At 44.2% G+C, this 18,128-nt stretch carries 14 protein-coding genes and 1 pseudogene; 3 read left to right on the top strand and 12 right to left on the bottom strand.

The window, feature by feature from the left end; genetic code table 11:
• Positions 1-42: 42 nt before the first annotated feature.
• The 5 genes from ACYRYG_RS03425 to ACYRYG_RS03405 all read right to left on the bottom strand — a co-directional run bounded on the left by ACYRYG_RS03425 (position 43) and on the right by ACYRYG_RS03405 (position 6,276).
• Positions 43-2,289, bottom strand: coding sequence for an inorganic phosphate transporter (locus ACYRYG_RS03425; RefSeq protein ID WP_460197620.1), 2,247 nt, complete (start codon positions 2,287-2,289; stop codon positions 43-45).
• A 302-nt stretch (positions 2,290-2,591) separates the two neighbouring features.
• Positions 2,592-3,095: a CYTH domain-containing protein gene (locus tag ACYRYG_RS03420; RefSeq protein ID WP_293418226.1), complete on the bottom strand. Its 504-nt coding sequence runs from the start codon at positions 3,093-3,095 to the stop codon at positions 2,592-2,594.
• The gene (locus tag ACYRYG_RS03415) at positions 3,095-3,244 is read right to left on the bottom strand and encodes a hypothetical protein (protein ID WP_293418224.1); all 150 of its coding nucleotides are present in this window, start codon (positions 3,242-3,244) and stop codon (positions 3,095-3,097) included. The genes ACYRYG_RS03420 and ACYRYG_RS03415 overlap by 1 nt, the downstream gene beginning before the upstream one ends.
• Before the next feature lie 30 nt (positions 3,245-3,274).
• The gene (prfB, locus tag ACYRYG_RS03410) at positions 3,275-4,396 is read right to left on the bottom strand and encodes a peptide chain release factor 2 (protein WP_460197618.1); all 1,122 of its coding nucleotides are present in this window, start codon (positions 4,394-4,396) and stop codon (positions 3,275-3,277) included.
• Positions 4,397-4,467: 71 nt separating this feature from the next.
• Positions 4,468-6,276, bottom strand: coding sequence for an AMP-dependent synthetase/ligase (locus ACYRYG_RS03405; protein WP_293418220.1), 1,809 nt, complete (start codon positions 6,274-6,276; stop codon positions 4,468-4,470).
• Positions 6,277-6,508: 232 nt separating this feature from the next.
• On the opposite strand from ACYRYG_RS03405, the gene ACYRYG_RS03400 reads away from it, so the two are divergent.
• Positions 6,509-7,570, top strand: a complete 1,062-nt coding sequence (locus ACYRYG_RS03400; RefSeq protein WP_460197616.1) for a M20 family metallo-hydrolase — start codon at positions 6,509-6,511, stop codon at positions 7,568-7,570.
• A gap of 24 nt (positions 7,571-7,594) precedes the next feature.
• On the opposite strand, the gene ACYRYG_RS03395 is transcribed toward ACYRYG_RS03400, so the two are convergent.
• The 4 genes from ACYRYG_RS03395 to dut form a co-directional block, all read right to left on the bottom strand.
• Positions 7,595-9,406: a murein hydrolase activator EnvC family protein gene (locus ACYRYG_RS03395; RefSeq protein WP_460197615.1), complete on the bottom strand. Its 1,812-nt coding sequence runs from the start codon at positions 9,404-9,406 to the stop codon at positions 7,595-7,597.
• A gap of 61 nt (positions 9,407-9,467) precedes the next feature.
• The gene (gene lolB1, locus ACYRYG_RS03390) at positions 9,468-10,388 is read right to left on the bottom strand and encodes a lipoprotein insertase outer membrane protein LolB1 (protein ID WP_460197614.1); all 921 of its coding nucleotides are present in this window, start codon (positions 10,386-10,388) and stop codon (positions 9,468-9,470) included.
• Complete coding sequence (locus ACYRYG_RS03385) at positions 10,366-12,147, bottom strand: tetratricopeptide repeat protein (RefSeq protein WP_460197613.1); 1,782 nt, start codon at positions 12,145-12,147, stop codon at positions 10,366-10,368. Before ACYRYG_RS03385 ends, lolB1 begins: the two co-directional genes overlap by 23 nt.
• Positions 12,148-12,185: 38 nt before the next feature.
• A complete protein-coding gene (gene dut, locus ACYRYG_RS03380; protein ID WP_293418210.1) occupies positions 12,186-12,623 on the bottom strand; it encodes a dUTP diphosphatase in 438 nt (145 codons plus the stop codon).
• Positions 12,624-12,733: 110 nt separating this feature from the next.
• Here dut and dgt point away from each other — a divergent pair, with 110 nt between their 5' ends.
• Positions 12,734-14,071 (top strand): dGTP triphosphohydrolase, encoded by a 1,338-nt coding sequence (gene dgt, locus ACYRYG_RS03375; RefSeq protein ID WP_293418208.1) that lies wholly within the window; start codon positions 12,734-12,736, stop codon positions 14,069-14,071.
• A 590-nt stretch (positions 14,072-14,661) separates the two neighbouring features.
• On the top strand, positions 14,662-15,678 hold the full coding sequence (locus tag ACYRYG_RS03370) for a TQO small subunit DoxD (protein WP_293431959.1): 1,017 nt from the start codon (positions 14,662-14,664) through the stop codon (positions 15,676-15,678).
• Positions 15,679-16,163: 485 nt separating this feature from the next.
• On the opposite strand, the gene ACYRYG_RS03365 is transcribed toward ACYRYG_RS03370, so the two are convergent.
• From ACYRYG_RS03365 to ACYRYG_RS03355, 3 genes and pseudogenes are all read right to left on the bottom strand, one after another.
• Positions 16,164-16,607, bottom strand: a complete 444-nt coding sequence (locus ACYRYG_RS03365; RefSeq protein ID WP_293425737.1) for a hypothetical protein — start codon at positions 16,605-16,607, stop codon at positions 16,164-16,166.
• 38 nt (positions 16,608-16,645) lie between these two features.
• Complete coding sequence (locus tag ACYRYG_RS03360; protein ID WP_293419330.1) at positions 16,646-17,641, bottom strand: GNAT family N-acetyltransferase; 996 nt, start codon at positions 17,639-17,641, stop codon at positions 16,646-16,648.
• Between the two features lie 97 nt (positions 17,642-17,738).
• Positions 17,739-18,020, bottom strand: a pseudogene (locus ACYRYG_RS03355) (lysophospholipid acyltransferase family protein); the annotation flags it as partial.
• Positions 18,021-18,128: the final 108 nt, after the last annotated feature.

The following is an 18,128-nucleotide window of genomic DNA, read 5'->3' as shown; positions in this document are numbered from 1 at the left end:
AATCAACGGAGGGAACGCCTCTGGCCATACCCCTTATGAGGATCAGTTTTCCATAAATTTCTTTGTAGCTCTGAGTTGGTGCCTCATCACACTTAGGAATTCCTGACTTTCCTGGAGCACATTAAGATACAGCAGGTTGATCTGCATCTGACTTTCATTGCCTTCCTGCATACGATAAAGGTGCCTCTTCCGGAGAACAGACAGTTTATCCTTACAATCATCCGCCTCAGCCAGAATCTCACGATAATTGTCATAATGACCTGAGGAGATTTCCTTTTCCGTACTTCTCATCAGACTATTGATATGCTGTTGCATAGGTTGGAATTCCTTGACATAACTGTCAGGCAATGGACTGAAATTATTGGCTACATGCTCTCTGATAGGATCCAGCATACGTCGAAGACTATAGAGAAACTGCTGACTCGCATTAGCGCCTAGATGAAACCATGTATTCCGTTCTATAGCTATGTTTGGCGGACTCTTCTTCAGTCCCAACATCTCCTGCCGGCGATATTTCTTCAGATTATTCTGTTCTGCCTTCAACTCTTTGTTTGCATGATGAAAGCTCCTCACATCCTCATTCGTCAATCCGTTGAGTATCTGATTGTATTCCTTTAATGCAAAACGATTCTCAAAACTCTGAGTATGGCTGACCTGTTTCTTCAAGAGATCCCAAACCAGTTCCGGATCTCTGGTACGCATCATCAGACGAAAAGAATCATCTTCCTCAGCCTGCCTCTTTGCCTTTTGCGCATTTTTGCGATTGGTATGAATCAACAGGAAAATGACGAGACACATAAACATCAACTGCACCGGGAAGCCCCCATAATACATGATCAGGCATACCACCGCAGCAGTAATAAATGCCACCCCGGCAGTAATAAACCATCCCCCGATCACGCTCAAGACTCCTGTCACACGGAACACCGCACTCTCCCGGCTCCAGGCCCTGTCTGCCAAAGAAGAGCCCATGGCCACCATAAAGGTAACATAAGTAGTAGAAAGCGGAAGTTTGTGATTCGTGCTGATCGTAATCAACATGGCACTCAACACCAGATTAATGGAAGCCCGTACCAGGTCAAATGCAGCTTTATCATCAGTCAAAATCACATCTTTCTTGTCAAAACGCGAATCAATCCAGGAAAGGACCTTAGGGGGTAAGATCTTTTTCATAAAATTACTTGTATTCTGCGCAAAACGCACCAGTGAACGTGCTACCCTTGAACTTCCGAACATCTCTTCACCCTCATCCTGACGCGACAAGTCTACAGAAGTTTTAATGACACGCTTGGCCTTCTTAGATGTCCCCAAAACGATAATCATGATCACACCTGCGATCAAAAGATAAATAAGAGGAGGTGCTGCACTGGACATCAAAGATTTCATCATATAAGCTGTCGGAGCTATGCCGTGTGCATGAGCTATATAGTCCTGATAAGAACTCAGGCCGGCAAGAGGCACCCCTATCAGACTTACCAAGTCATTTTTAGCATAAGCCATTGCGAGCGAGAAAGTACCCATCAGTACGATAACTTTGAATATATTCACATGCAAGAGATAGAGGATCTCCATGGCAATTGTGGATATAATGAGAGTACAAAACAGAATTAACTTGATATTTCCATTGATATAGTCTCTCACCGGGTCAGACAGATAAGGACTTGAACTCAGTCCTTTCATGAAAATAAAATAGGCAAGGGCGGTAAAAGCTATCCCGCCAAAAACAGCAATCAGATGCTTTAAATGCTTTTTATAACTAAAGGTAAAGAAAATCCTCGTAATCCACATGACCACAGCCCCAAAAAAGAAAGCAATAGCCACAGACAGGAAAATGGCTATGATCATGCTCAAAGCCTTATCAGAATTCAACAGGACACCATAAGAGAGGGAATGGTTATGAGCTATTTTCACTGTTGCCAGTGCAAAAGTCCCGCCTAAAAGTTCAAATACCATTGATACAGTGGTAGATGTGGGTAATCCCAGAGAATTAAAAGCATTCAAGACCATGACGTCTGTCACCATCATGGCAAGGAAGATAGTCATCACCTCATTAAAGGAATAATGGTCAGGCATCATTACTCCATGTCTGGCTACATCCATCATTCCAGAAGACATAAAAGCTCCTATGATCACGCCGCAAGAAGCGGTAAGGAGAATCGTGCGAAACTTGGCGACCCGTGCTCCCACGGCCGGTTGAAGAAAGTTGACCGCATCATTACTCACACCTGCAAGAAGATCAAAAACTGCCAGGCAAAGCAGAAAGATCAAGATGCACAAATAAATATTCATACTAATCTTATTACTGTTTGACGTTACAAAGGTATGTCATAAATATGACAAGACGTTTAAACATAAGTTACAATCATGTTACAATAAGCAATGTCTACCCCTAAGGCAAAGCAAAAAACGATAATCGTAACCAACCTGAATACCCAACAGAACCCCTTAAAAGGAGACACAAGAGCCTAACCCTTAGACAGTCTCAAGATATTCTGCCATATTCATCTCCACAGTCTAACAGTCAGCTCTACTTACAAAAGATCATGATCTAATTCTCCAATCATGAAACGGATTTCAAAACCAGCATCTGCTCAATGCCGGAAATCCTCAGGGATTGTATCTTTCCATTCTGAAAAGGGATGCAGAAGCATGTGAGAATTATAGAAACGTGGATCACCTGTCACTTCCTGACCGATAAAATCCGGTTTTACATAAGCTTCATCTTCTGAACCCAACTCCACTTCAGCCATGACCAGCCCTTGATTATCGCCATAAAACTCATCCACCTCAAAAGTATGATGGCCAGAAGGGACCAGATAACGACGCTTATCTATAATCCCGCCTTGACAAAGTACCAGCAGATGTTCAGCCTCATCAAGTGAAATTTCCTTCTCAAATTCATACCGGGTCATTCCATGATTTACCGACTTCCCCTTGATGGTCAGATAAGCCTTTTCATCCCGTATCCGGATGCGCACTGTGGCTCCTTCAGACGGGATATAACCTTGGCGGATGTGACTGCTGGAAAGGGCAGCCTGCCGAAAGGCGTTGCCCTTCTTAACCAAGAATTTCCTCTCTATCTCCAGTCCACTCATCAGTTATTGGAAAAAGTGACGATCATAAAAATAATGGCCAGGATAATCAGGCCCCCGAAAATAAGGTAGATCACTAACTTGCCTTTATCTTCCTGCTTCTTCTCATAAGCTTCGTGCTTCGATTTTCTTAATGCCTTGTTACTACTCATAGTCTTATATTATTTAGGTGATTATTATCATCAGTTCTCTCCCTCCGTGGCATGAAATTCCATCAAATACGCTTTGATAAAGCCATCTATCTTCCCGTTCATCACAGAATCCACATCAGACGTCTGAAAACCTGTGCGATGGTCTTTCACCCTGCGGTCATCAAAGACATAACTACGGATCTGGCTCCCCCACTCAATCTTCTTCTTTCCGGCCTCAATCTTCGCTTTGGCGGCCATTTGCTTCTTCATCGCACGGTCATACAACTGACTCTTCAAAAGCAACATGGCCTTAGCCCGGTTTTTAGGTTGGTCACGAGTCTCCGTATTCTCAATCAGGATTTCTTCCTTTTTACCTGTATCAGGATCTTCATACTGATACCTCAGCCGGACACCAGATTCGACCTTATTCACATTCTGTCCACCTGCTCCACTGGAACGGAACGTATCCCAAGACACCCTGGCTGGATCGACATCAACCTCTATGGTATCATCAACCAACGGAGAGACAAATACGGAGGCAAAACTTGTCATCCGTTTCCCCTGGGCATTATATGGAGAGACCCTGACCAAACGATGAACTCCATTTTCACTCTTTAAATAACCATAAGCATACTCTCCCTCAATGGTCATCTCAACACTTTTAATGCCCGCTTCGTCACCATCCAGGACATTGGTAATCTTCACCTTATAGCCATGAGCCTCACTCCAGCGCATATACATACGCATAAGCATTGAAGCCCAATCCTGACTTTCTGTACCTCCCGCTCCGGAATTGATTTTCATCACAGCACTCATCGGATCTTCCTTCTGACGCAGCATGTTCCTCAACTCTAATGCTTCAATATCCTTAATCGCCTTGGCATAGTCAACTTCAACTTCCTCTTCACTAACCATTTCTTCCTTGTAGAAATCACAAGCCAGTTTCAATTCATCTGCATCCTGACAGACCTCTCTATAGTCCTTCAGCCATTTTTCAATGTCCTTGACTTTGATCATCTGAGCCTGAGCCCGTTTGGGATCATTCCAGAAATCAGGAGCCTGAGTCCGCAACTGTTCCTCTTCATATTCTACTTTCTTCTGGTCAATATTCAAATAACGGTGCAAAGCATCTACACGCTCCTGCACATCTTTCAGTTGATCAACTGTAATCATTTACTATTCCTCAAATCCTTATTTATCTCATTCCACTTACGGCTGTTCACCAGTTCACCTTTCCAGCAATATCAACTGACATACATCTTATCAATAATCGCTTTGTAATTCTTTGTGATCACAGGCCGCTTTAATTTCAACGTGCTGGTCAGCTCGCCTGATTCTTCTGAAAAATGGTGCGGAAGAAGCGTAAAATGTTTAATCTGCTGATAGGGAGCCAGCGTCTGCTGAAGAGTTGAGATGCGGTCCATCATCATCTCATTAAACTGCTCATTTGCACACAAATCTTCACGAGAGCCAAATGGGATCTTATGTTTACGGGCCCACTCTTCTGCAATCCTGAATTCAGGCACGATCAATGCAGAAACGAATTTTCTCTGGTCAGCGATGATCGCCACCTGATCAATGAATTTATCTACCAGCAGAAGCGCTTCTATCTGCTGAGGAGCTATATACTTACCATTACTTGTCTTGAAAAGATCCTTGATACGCTCCTGAAGGAAAAGCTCCCCATTTTTCATATACCCCGCATCACCGGTATGGAAGAAACCTTCTTCATCAAAAGCAATAGCATTAATATTATCACGCTTATAGTAGCCTTTGGTGATCGTCGGCCCCTTGAGAAGGATCTCATTATCCTTACCTATCTTGATCTGGATACTATTGATCGGACGTCCTACAGAACCAATCGTAAACGGCTTGTTCTTGAATATACAAGAAACTGTAGCCAGACTCTCTGTCAAGCCATATCCTACCACCATGAAGAGACCTATGGCATGGATAAATCCTTCCACTTCAGGAGAAACGTATGCTCCTGCCGTAGGAAAGATATTCGGATGAATCAATCCTAGTTGCTTGCGCACCAGGCTGAGGATTGTCCTGTCAAGCACTCTGTATTTTAATTCCAAAGTGACCGGCACACGTTTCCCCCTGCTCTTGCAGGACACATTCCGCTTATACCCCACAGCCAGTGCATACTGGAAAATCTTCCTCTGTAAAGAGGAGGAATGGTCCATCCTGTCTTTTACCGCAATATAAACTTTCTCCCAAAAGCGAGGTACGGAACACATACAGGTAGGATGGGTCTCCTGCATGGATTCTTGGATCTCTTTAGGATATGTATTAATAATCAACTGGGCACCTTCTGTCAGGCATAAATAGGCCCATCCGCGTTCGAAGATATGGGTAAATGGCAGGAAATTGATCACACGATCTTTATCCCTGATCGGGACACAGGCATCATTCGCCTTACAAGCAGCATCATACTGCTTATACGTCAAGATCACTCCCTTACTTTCACCCGTTGTTCCACTCGTATAGAGAATATCACAAACATCATCCATACTAGCTTGAGTCCATAAAGCCTCAACCTCTGACTGGCGGGGCAGATTCTCGCCCAATTTCAAAAAGTCCTCAAAATAAAGTGCGTTTGGATCATGGGTAGAAATTCTTACGCTACGATCATAAATGATGATGTGCTCCAACGAGGGACAAAGTGCAAAGACACGATGAGCCTTATTATATTGTTCTTGCTCACCTACAAAAATAAAACGTACTTGAGCATCATCAATGATATATTGAAGTTGCTGCTCACTGCTCGAGGCATAGAGTGGTATCGTGACTACACGTACACCGTATGCGCCGAAGTTAGTGTAGAGATATTGGACACAGTTCTGTGAGAAAACAGCAATATTCTCCTGGGGTTTCACACCCAGATTCAACAAAGCATTGCTGACTTGCTTCACCCTGAGGGAGAACCGATTCCATGAAACGGATCTCCATTGCAGACTCCCAAAACTCCGAAAAGTCAAGGCTGGTCGATCCCCATACTTTTTGGCCTGTTTATGAATCAGCACTGAAAGATGACATCTTGTTTGCATATAAGTCTATTCTTTATATATGCAAAGATAAGCGAAATCAGCAAGAACACAAAATAAAAAGCTCCTTTTTTCTGAATTCTTCACAGCCGAACAAATCAGTTCCATTCTTTTTCTTAACTTTGCAGAATGAAAATGACAATTATAGCATTCACTTATCCTATAAATAAAAAATCTGATGGACTAAGCCAGGCTATACAAGATCATCAGGGCAGATAATTTTAATTCTTACCAAATGAACACAGAAGATTATACACATGAGACTCTGGAACTTCTGAAAGAACTTATTGCTACGCCTTCCATCAGCAAAGATGAAGAAAAGGCTGCCTGTATTATAGAAGAAGCTCTCCACAAATATGGCTTCAGTTCTCATCGTAAGAAGAACAATGTATGGGCTTGTGCGCCAGACTGGCAGGAGCGCCGTCCTACTCTTCTTCTCAATGCACATATAGACACTGTCACACCAGTAGATTCATGGACCAAACCACCTTTCAAGCCGACAGTGGAAGGGAACCGCATCTATGGCTTGGGGGCAAACGACTGTGGAGGCGGGTTGACCTCTCTTCTACAAGTATTCCGGATCTTATCGGCAAAGCCTCAAAATTATAATCTCATCTACCTGGCTTCAGCAGAAGAAGAGATTTCCGGCAAAGAGGGAATAAGTCTAGTCCTCCCTCTCCTGCCTTCTGTAGATCTGGCGATCGTAGGTGAGCCAACCGGCATGCAGCCGGCAGTGGCAGAAAAGGGACTAATGGTCCTGGATATTATTGCCCATGGGAAGAGTGGCCATGCAGCCAGAAATGAAGGAGTAAATGCCATCTACAAAATGCTGGATGATCTGGTCTGGATACGCGACTATCAATTCAAAAAAGTCAGTCCATTTCTCGGACCTACCAAGATGACCGTTACCGTTCTACACGCAGGCACCCAGCACAACATTATTCCAGACCTTTGTACAGCACTCGTTGACGTACGAACTAATGAGTTTTATGACAATGAAGAAGTTTACCACTTTATCGACCGGCATCTCAGCAGTGAATGCAAAGCACATTCCTTCCGATTAAAATCCTCCCGGATCAATCCCCAGCATCCTATCATCCAGAGATGCGTTGCGTTGGGAATGAAACCCTTCGGCTCTCCTACTCTCAGTGACCAGGCTCTGATGAACTTCCCCTCTTTTAAACTTGGCCCCGGTCAATCTTCCCGTAGTCATTCCGCGGACGAATATATCACAACAGAAGAATTATCTGATGCCATTCACACTTATGTCAGATTACTGGACCAGGCAAACTTTTAACCTGATCCTCCTTATCGCCAGACCTCACCGTCCTAACCAGAGTTCAGGATTCAGTTTTGCAGTCTCTTTACGCAACTGAAACTGAAGGATATGATCCGTTCCGATAACTCCCAACGGCTGACGCGTACGTACCCGTTCTCCCTTATGGACAAAAACAGACTTCAAATTACAATAGACAGAGATGTAAGCACCATGACGAACCATCACGACCATTGATCCTCCATAACTGAATACATAGCTTACTTCCCCGTCATAAATGGAACGGGCCATCGCCCCTGATCCCCCTAAGATATTAATACCTTTATTGTCAAGGGTAACCCCTTTCAATCCTGCTACGTTATATTGTCCAAAATGGCTTACGATACGATAATTACCAGTAATCGGCATCGGCAGCCGACCTCTGTTTGCTTCAAAGCCATTGCTCATCATCCGGTCAACTGTCGTCAGATTAACTGCATCCTGTTCCTGTTGTGCAACTACAGCTATTTCCTTCTTACTTCTTTCTGCATCAGCCTGAGCCTTACGTTCAGCGGCCACACGAGCAGCCTCAGCTTCGCGAGCAGCCTGATCTGCCGCTGCCTTACGAGCAGCGGTCATTGCAGCCTCTTTAGCCGCCGCAGCCTGAGTTATACGAGCTTCTGCCGCAACCCGTGCAGCAGCTGCAGCTTGTGCTTTCCTCGCCGCGTCAGCCTGAGCCTCACGGGCAGCCGCCGCCTGGGCAGCATCATCTGCAGCTTTCTTGCGGGCTGCTGCTGCGGCTGCTTCACGAGCTTCTGCCGCAGCACGGGCGGCCGCTGCAGCCTGAGCCCTCAATTCAGCCTCCCGAGCCTTCGCCTGGGCTATTCTCAGTGCATTCTCCCGCGCTGCAGCCGCTGCAGCGGCGCGCTTCTGTGCCAGAATCTGTGCCCTTTTCTTTGCAGCTAAAGCGGCAGCAGCTTTCTTGCGGGCTTCGGCAGCAGCGGCGGCCCGTTCACGGGCCACCTCCTGAGCGACCAGACGATCTATCTGAGCATTCAAGACCGCATCTTTCTTATGCTGCTGGGAGATAATTACTTGAATCGTCTTCTGCTGGTTCTGCAAACTGTTTACCACCTCTTGCTGTTGGCCATGCTTCACCTGTAAGTTGCTCTTCTCAACCTTTCCCTTATACAAAAGGACATTCTTATGTCCTTTTACCCTGACCAACTGATAATGCTTTTGATTGACTTCCTGCTGCTTGGCCTCCACGATTTTACCCTGTGCCTTCTGATAGGCAGAATACTGCCGGATAAACTGTAAACGACGAAACATCTGCGCAAAATTCTTAGCACTGAAAATAAACATCAACTTGTCCTGCACACTGTGATGACGGGACATATAGCGCATACTCCTGATATATTTATTCTTACGATCCTGGAGCTGCTGTTCCAAGGTTCTTAATTGTCCCTTGAGAATGCCTATATTTCCATTAATATGGTTAATATCTTTCTGAATACCTTCTATTTTCTGCTGACTTTGATCGATTTCACCATTGATGAGCATCAGGTTCTGCAACCGTTGATGCACTGCATTCTGATTAGCCCGCAAAGCTGCTTCCTGTTGCTTGATCTTTCTTTGGATAGCTTCACGCTGTCCCTGCAAGCCACGAATAGACGCATTAGTGACGATCACCCTCCGCCTGTTCTTATGGTTTTTCCTTTCCGGTTGCCCCTTCGTGCTCCCTTTCCGGACAACCTTACGCTTAGCCGAACTCTTTACCGTAACTGTTGTTTTCTCCTTCGTCTTCTGATGCCGGTTCTGGGCATAAGGATACAAAGGAAACGATAAGACCAACAATATCAACAGTAATCTTCTCATTACAACTCTATGATTTTATACCAATTCAGTTTGATAAATAGATCTATTCCTATCATCGCCCTTACATATTCATGATCTTGCTCAAGACGTCATCTGCGGGAACCTGTTTATAACGGTCAGGGACTGGGGTCTTGGTCTCCCATTTATCAGTTGTCGTGACCTCATCCATTTCTATATCCATCTTTACCGTATGAGCCTTCTGGGTAGCATTCGTATTAATGGTATAATTCTGGATTGCCGGGAACCATTTTACGCCCACACTCTGGAAGTTACCATATTTGACATCTAAATCGGTTTTACCGTCCTGACGACCGTCATAGTCAATATTCACCTCATTGATCCTGCCGTTCATCCGGTCAGCCATCCACCGGTAATTCATCCGACCACGTTGATACGTAACTGGCAGGTTCTCAGAAGTCACATTCAGGTTCACGTCAAACTTTTTCAGATCTGATTCGGAGACCTCCTGATTGCCCGGCAGGAGGAGTTGGTTCCAGAACAAAGCCTGAAGGGAATAAAAGGATATTCCCTGTTTTTGCAAAAAGGGAACCTGGCGATAACCGGCTTTCACATATTGCTTATGGTAACGGTCTATGATCAAGACAGAATCCGGATAGAAATCAATCCGGGCAACCTCAGTCCCGATAAAAGGCAGGCAAAATTGCAAACGGATAACCTGATTTTTACGCATACGCAAATAGCCCGGTACCGTAATATCTTTGTCTTCAGACTGGATATGGAAGGACATGTGTCCTACAATATTACTGGCATACACCCGGTTATCTGACACTTTCTGGACAAATGTAAGTTTGTTGACAGCTAAAGTCGGCCCTGAGTCCTGATCCGAATGATCCGAGATCCGCATAGAGGGCTCTGCTTTCTTAGCTCCCCCTCTGGTTGCAACCCTCTCTGTATTCCCGAAAGAAGATAAAGGCACCAACAGGCACAATGCGAATGTATTAATGAATAGTATTCTTTTCATCTGTATCTTTAATATATTTCCTCAATTTTATCTTACGCTGAAGGCATTTACTCTTATTCCCCATTTTCAACGACTGTTTCCAATACATCTCAGCCTTATCCATATTGCCCGACAAAGCATAAATATCACCGGCATGTTCCGGAATAACTTCACTCGTAGAAGTTGAATCCATATTAGCCATTGCCTGATCAATGTAAATTTTAGCCTCCGAATAGCGTTTTTCCACGAACAATATATAAGCGTAGGTATCCAGATAAGTAGCATTCTTGGGTTCAGCCTTCACTGTCTTATAGCTCATCTCCTCCGCTTTTTTTAAATTTATCTTCCGCAAGCTCAAGTAATAAGCATAATTATTCAGACACGGAACATTATCAGGTTTCCACTGCAGGCAACTGTCATAAGCTGCATAAGCTTCCTTATACTGGCCTTTGGCATTAAGAATATCACCCATAATAGCATAAAAATCAGAGACCATATCCGGATTACTCTGGGAGTTGATCTGAGATACTCCACGACGGAAATCATCTAACGCCGCATCATCATCCTTCTTCTGATAATAGGCAAGACCGTCAAAATAGTAAAATGCCATTTCGTCAGGATTATATTCCCGGGCTGGCTTGCATAAGGCGATGACACCATCATAATCTTTCCTGTTCCAAAGGCTCTGGATAACCTGCAGACGTGCAGAGGCATCATCCGGTGCAATCTCCAGAACCTTCATGAAAGCTTTGGTAACCTGAGCTTCGGGCATCTTCTTAATGCTCATATAAGCAGCTTTCAACTGGGCAATAGTTGCATCCTTCTGAGGGTAAGCCAGGACACTGTCCATCAGTGCAAGGACCTTAGTAGAATCTCCCCCTTCCTGTTCATTTTTCTGGATGTAAGCACGCATCAGCAATCCCTTCGTTTCCGCAGGAGTATCCTTATTCATCAGAAGCCGGTTAAGATAGACCTGTGCCTGTGCTTCCTGATGAGTGGTATTATAATAATCATACAAAGAGGTCTGGGCCATATTATTATTCGGTTCATCTTTCAGCACATCCATGAAAAGGCCATAAGCTTCCTTCGTCCGGTTATTCTGCATCAGCCAGTTGCCCAGCATCGTCTTGTAATTCACATCATTCGGATGGTGCGTCACCAGCGATTTTAATTCCTTATAAGCCTGTTTTTTATCATTCATCTGATCATAGACGCTCATCTTGGCAAGGGTAAGACGCTCGGAAGTGCCCTCCTCAAGTTCGAGACGACGGATGACATCCAACTCTTTGCGGTAATCTTTCTGTTGCTGATAAAGTTGGGAAAGGATACTCAGTGCATCTGTATTATCATGATCATGTGACCAGAGATCCTCATAAGTCCGGATAGCCCGATCATAATTCTGCGTTCCGATATAATACTCACCTAATCTTTCCATATAAGTGGTATTTGCAGGATTCAACTTCGCCGCTTTCTCCAGGCAAATTAATCCTACTGAATCGTTTTTCATAGCCGAATAATAAGACGACAATCCGAAATAGACCTCTGAAGCATCAGGATCAATTGACAAAGCATGCTGGAGCAGGTCAAAAGCAGCATCATAGTGTCCCGCCGACTGTTGGCGTGCTGCCTCAACATAGAAATACTCGAAACGAAGTTGGTCATTCCGGGAAAGTCTGGATACGGCCGTCGGAACCACTTTTTCATTTCTGCGAGGAGAGGCCTGCAAGGTCGCTCCTACCATCAGCATAGCTGCAACAACAACGAATAAACGATATTTCATATTCAAGCCCAAACCTATCCCCTATGTTAATATAATCCCTATTGCACACCTGTATGGCCATAACCACCCGTACCCCTCTCTGTCTGATCTAAATCTTCCACTTCTACGAGACGAGCCTGTTCATGACGTGCGATGACCATCTGGGCAATGCGCTCACCTCCATGGATCACAAAATCCTCATGAGAGAAATTGACCAGTAACACTTTCAGCTCTCCCCGATAGTCAGCATCCACTGTTCCCGGACTGTTCAAGACTGTGACGCCATACTTCAATGCTAATCCCGAACGCGGGCGGATCTGTGCTTCAAATCCGGCAGGAAGGGCGATGAACAGTCCGGTAGGGATCAACCTGCGCTCCAGAGGATGAAGTAGAACTGATTCTCTTATATCCGCGCGAAGATCCATCCCCGCACTCAATGCCGTCGCATATTCCGGCAACTGCTGGCACCCTTTGTTTACGACTTTAATATCTACCATACCTCTTTAAAGTACATTTTAGTTGCAAAAATACAGAATTCCCCCCACATAACTGCATTTTTCAAGTGAAAAAGATAACTTTTATCGAATTTTTACATTACTTTTGCGACATGAAGTGGACACAACTGATTTCCAACAAGCGACTTGGGCAGGAGCACCAACACGCCGAACGTCACGATGATCGTTCAGAATTCAAGCGTGACTACGACCGCCTGATTTATTCGGCACCTTTTCGAAGGTTGCAAAACAAGACACAGGTTTTTCCTTTGCCAGGTTCCGTATTTGTACACAACCGGTTGACCCATAGCCTGGAAGTCTCCAGCCTGGGCCAGTCGCTGGGAAATGATGTGTGCCATCAATTGAAAAAGAAGCATCCGGAACTCAGCGGAACCCTTTTCGAAGAGATCGGAACGATCATCTCGGCAGCCTGCCTGGCACACGACATGGGGAATCCCCCCTTCGGACACTCCGGGGAGAAAGCCATTCAGACTTTCTTCACAGAAAACGAAGGTAAGGAGTTACAGTCTGTAGTAAACTCTGCTTTCTGGAATGATATTACTCATTTTGAAGGTAACGCAAATGCTTTCCGACTCCTCACGCATCGTTTTATCGGCCGTCGTGCAGGTGGTTTTGATATGACCTACACTATGCTCGCCAGTGTCGTCAAATATCCCTTTGAGAGTTCTCTCGCCGGTATGCACGGCAAATTCGGGTTCTTCGCTTTCGAGAAAGAGACCTATCAGAAAATTGCTACCGAACTGGGAATTATCTGTAAGTCAAAACCCGCCCATCCGCTCTGCTATGCCCGTCATCCGCTCGTTTACCTTGTAGAAGCTGCTGATGACATCTGCTATGAGATCATGGACATTGAAGACTCCCACAAACTGAAGATTCTTTCCTATGAAGAAACGCGTGATCTCCTCTTGAATTTTTTTGATCCACAGACCCGTGAGCATATCCTTCTCAGAATCCAAAAGGAAGGGATCACGGATGAGAACGAACAGGTAGTCTATATGAGGGCCTGCGCCATCGGCACCCTGGAGAAGGCCTGTGTAGATACTTTTGTAAAACATGAAGACGAACTGCTCGCAGGCACTTTCACGGGGAGTCTCATAGAAAATATTCCGAACCCACAAAGACAGGCTTATCAGCAATGTCAGGAAATCTCGTATCAGAAGATTTATAACAGCAGACCCGTGCTGGATATTGAGCTCTCCGGTTATAAGATCATGGAAACGCTTATGCGTGTTTTCATCGGTGCAGTCGTCAACCCAGACAAGTTCTACTCCCGCCAGCTCCTTCGGAGGGTGAGCAGCCAGTATGACATTGAAAGTCAGGAAATAGAAAAACGGGTTATGGCTGTTCTTGATTACATCAGTGGCATGACAGATGTTTATGCTCTTGACCTCTATCAAAAGGTGAACGGAATCAGTTTGCCCATTGTCTGACCCTGCCCTTACCATACGGGGCATGGCGTACCTCTCGTTTGCTAGTTACAGGCAGAATACGTTTAAAGTCTTTTTTATCCGATAAAATTTTGGAGTCCATTGAAAAAGCACTATATTTGTAAATCATAATGATTGATATGAACTTTTCAAGTTCTCACCTCATGCATAAAAGGATTATCTCACGTCTGATCTTGTTGCCAATAGCTTTATTGGTATGCCTCTCCTGCCCGATGAAGCGCCAGATGAAGGTATTCCTGAATATTCCTGTAAATACCACAGATCAAACTGATAACTACAAAAGTTCGAGAACATGCCTGGTCGCTTTTTCCAATAAGGGAACAAGTCAACAGCATAAGTTTTCAGCCGATCATTGTTTCTTGCATTCACAACCTCTCATGGTGCTATCGGGCGCAGAAGGACTTTCCCCGCGCCTTTATTCATTCCCCGGGAACACTTCAGAAAATGTTCCGTTCTTTCTACTCTTCCGAAAGATAATTATTTAAAGTCCATTCCATGACTTATCAGGAAAGGTAATCATTACCTCTCCCCATTTATTCTGCAATCATTTTTACATTAACAATTCAATTTTCATGAAACAATTATCACAATTATATTCCCTTTCGGGAACGTTCACCCTGGCCTTAAGACTAGTCATCGGATGGACTTATTTTTCAGCTTTCTGGCGAAGACTCGTTTTAGAAAACAAATTAGACCCTCAAACCGCCGGTTATATCGGAGAGAAATTCAATCATTTCCTGCCAAATGCACTGGGGATCAAGCCCATCATCGAATATCTGGTATCCACACCCAATGTTCTGTTCTGGGCAATGATTATCTTCACCCTTATTGAAGCTATCGTGGGACTGAGCATGATGCTCGGCTTCATGACCCGTCTCATGAGTGTCGGAGTATTCCTTCTGGCTACAGGGATATTACTGGGAGCCGGATGGTTGGGCACGACCTGTCTGGATGAATGGCAGATCGGCATCCTCGGAATGGCTTCCGGGTTTACTTTATTCTTCACCGGAGGAGGCAAATATTCCTTAGATACGTTTTTGCAGAACCATTTTCCGGCAACACAGTCCAGACTATTCAGTTGGCTGGGTTCAGGAGTACTCCCCATTGAAGGTAAGGCTCTTCAATATATCACTATCTGGGGAACAGTTATCATTTTTTCAATGACCCTGTTTACCAACCAATACTTTCATAATGGCGTATGGGGAAAGCTCCATAACAAATCGGTCAAACCAGTAGTAGAAATATCCGACGCCCGACTGAACAGCCACCAACTTTCATTTACAGTATTTAGGGTCGAAGGAGTAGACGTCTACGGTGCTTTTCTCATCGGCATCCAACTACAGGATGCAGCTGGCCATATTCTCCTCAGCAAGGATGGTCAGGAACTGTCCCATTTTCCCAAAGAGGATATTGACAATTACTATCTGGCACAAGTAAAACCAGGGAAGCATAGTCTGGTTATTCCTTTAGGAGGAAAGGCCCTATTGACACTAAAAAGTCATGAACTATCAAGCCTGAAAAGAGGAACTTACAAATTGGTTCTCACAGACATAAGCGGGATCAAATGGTCCCAGTCCATCACCTACTGATTAAACATCCTCTTGAGCCCTTTTTGGGAAAGACAGCATGAAGGCAGAGCACAGGCTCCTACCCATATCAGAATACTCCGCTCCTGAAAGAGGAAACTAAATCATCGGTCAAGTTTGAAATTTTCAAAATATCGTTGAAGAACTTGCAAATATAAAACAAAATTCATATATTTGCCAACGTGTTTTTATAGTATTAGATTAAATTTGGTGGCTCTCTTTTTGCAAGCTATCGTGAGACAGGTTGCAAAAAGATCCACCCTTATTCCTTTCATCAAGACCAATAAGAATTAAGTTCAAATTATATTGTTGGTTTTTAACGATAAGAAAGTATCATAGTCACTGATTCTTACGACGATAGTCAATTGTGACCGATATGGTGCATTTTGACCCCCCAAAATGGTGCATATTGCTCCTCCATGACTATACCGCCCGGAATCAGGCGTCAAAGTCAAGGACTTTAGAATTACCCACAGAGCATTATCGATTTACATCAATTTATTCAATGCCTGACGGTAGTTCTGCCAATACGTGATTTTGTCCTGAACCTTTTGTTTATCAATAAACCGGTTCAGACGGGAATCCGAAAGTTGGGTACTCAGCAAGAAAATATAATGGTCCACGAGCCGGGCCTTCTCCTGAACCGTTTTCTTCTTCGGGTAACCCCGCTTAGCAGTTTCCTGTTGCCACACCTCCGCATTCTCATTGATTTTCTGCCCCGTTGTCTGCAAATCAGAGATGAATCTATCCCGATATGCCTTCTCCTCAGGGGTCAGTCCAGCTGCTGATTCCAACTCAGAAGCACTGACCGTATTCGGAGAGGAGATAATCGTATCTTGAGGCAGAGCACTGATATGCTCATACGTCGACTGCGCTGAAACGCTCATTGGAAGAGCCAACAACGTGAATATAGCCAATTTAATCTTATCCATAATCTATTCTCCTATCATTAAAGGATTATCTATTCCTTTTATTTTTCCTTATGGAGGAAGAACATTGAGTTTCTTCCTTTTGAGAGATCCAAGGCTTCAGGATGCTCCTTGATATAACTATTGATATGCCGCACCCGTTTCTCCTGAAGGATCTCATCTACAGCAATGAGAATTCCTGTTTCTTCAACCTCACCAAACTCATGATTGATGGCCGTCCCGAACACTTTCATAGTAGGGCTCAATCCCATATAAGCATTCACCAAAGGTGGAATATTATATCCCAAGCCACGGACAGCATGATTGAGATTGCGATAGTCTTCTTTAAAGTTATCTGCCGTTAAAACTGCTTTCAACTCACTTTCCGGAGTCACGCCTTCCAAAGGAGAATAAGGGACGATCAACTTATCCTTGTCTTCAAAATGCTTTTTGAGAAAATAGAGAATCAGATCACGGCCTTTCTTGCTGAAAGAAGGGTACATGGTCATCTTTCCGAAGAAATACTTCAAATCCGGGATGACAACCGTCAAAGCTCCCAGCCCGTCCCAGAGATTGTCAAGGGCAAAAATACTTTTCGTATTTTTACGCACATTCTGATAATCCAAAGACACAAAAGAACGCCCCAGCTCTACCGTACACGGCATATATTCTTCCAGGAACTTCTGAGAGAAATGGAACATGTGGCTGGTGGCCACTTTCGGCTGTCCCTTACTATCCAGTTTCCAGTTCTTACCGGCAAGATAGCGGTAGCCACCGATAATCTCATCGGATTTCGGATTCCAGACTATCAATTGTTTATAGCAGTTGTCCCCTACATCATATTCATCAATATCCATTGACTTCCCCGTTCCACCGCCAGCAGTTCGAAATGCGATTTCCCTCAATCGCCCAATCTCCATCATGACATGAGGAGAATCATTGGCCGTAATGATATAGATATCATTATGGCTTTTATTGGTTGTGCGAAGTTTCTTATCCGGAGTCAACTCGCTTTTAAGAACTTCTCTACTGATCGGTTGAATAATCTGTTCTTCCATTATTGGTTATTATTTAAAGATTTCCCGGTGCTCAAGGAACATGAGCCTTCAGCGTCTGAACTTATGATTTTGTATACCATACCGAAGGTTGGTATCATCAGAGTCGATATACAACATCTTCTACATATTTAGCCCACTGTTTGGGAGTTTTGCTCTTGTCGAAAGTTTGCCAAGGGATCGGCTTCCCAATGGAGATGTGAAAAGTCTTTCCAACATTTTTATACATTTCATCTACGAGGAACAGCATTGCAAAATTAAATTTGAGATGCAAAAAGCTACAGACTTCTGCTATCCGGTAGATTTTTTTGGAATTCTGTCCGCTAAAATGAATTGGCACCACGTCCCTATGGTATTTTACACTTTTCATTCGAAAATGTTTTTATTGCGAACAGCCTATAAATCGGCTATTCAGGTTTAACTTATTTGTTTTGACACAATAAAAGAATAAGCAGGCTGCGGTATGCTGTCTGCGGCTATTGGCTTAGGC

The sequence above is a fragment of the Segatella asaccharophila genome (assembly GCF_054687055.1).
The sequence above is the reverse complement of the archived record's forward strand: the minus strand, read 5'-3'. Positions and strand labels throughout refer to the sequence as shown.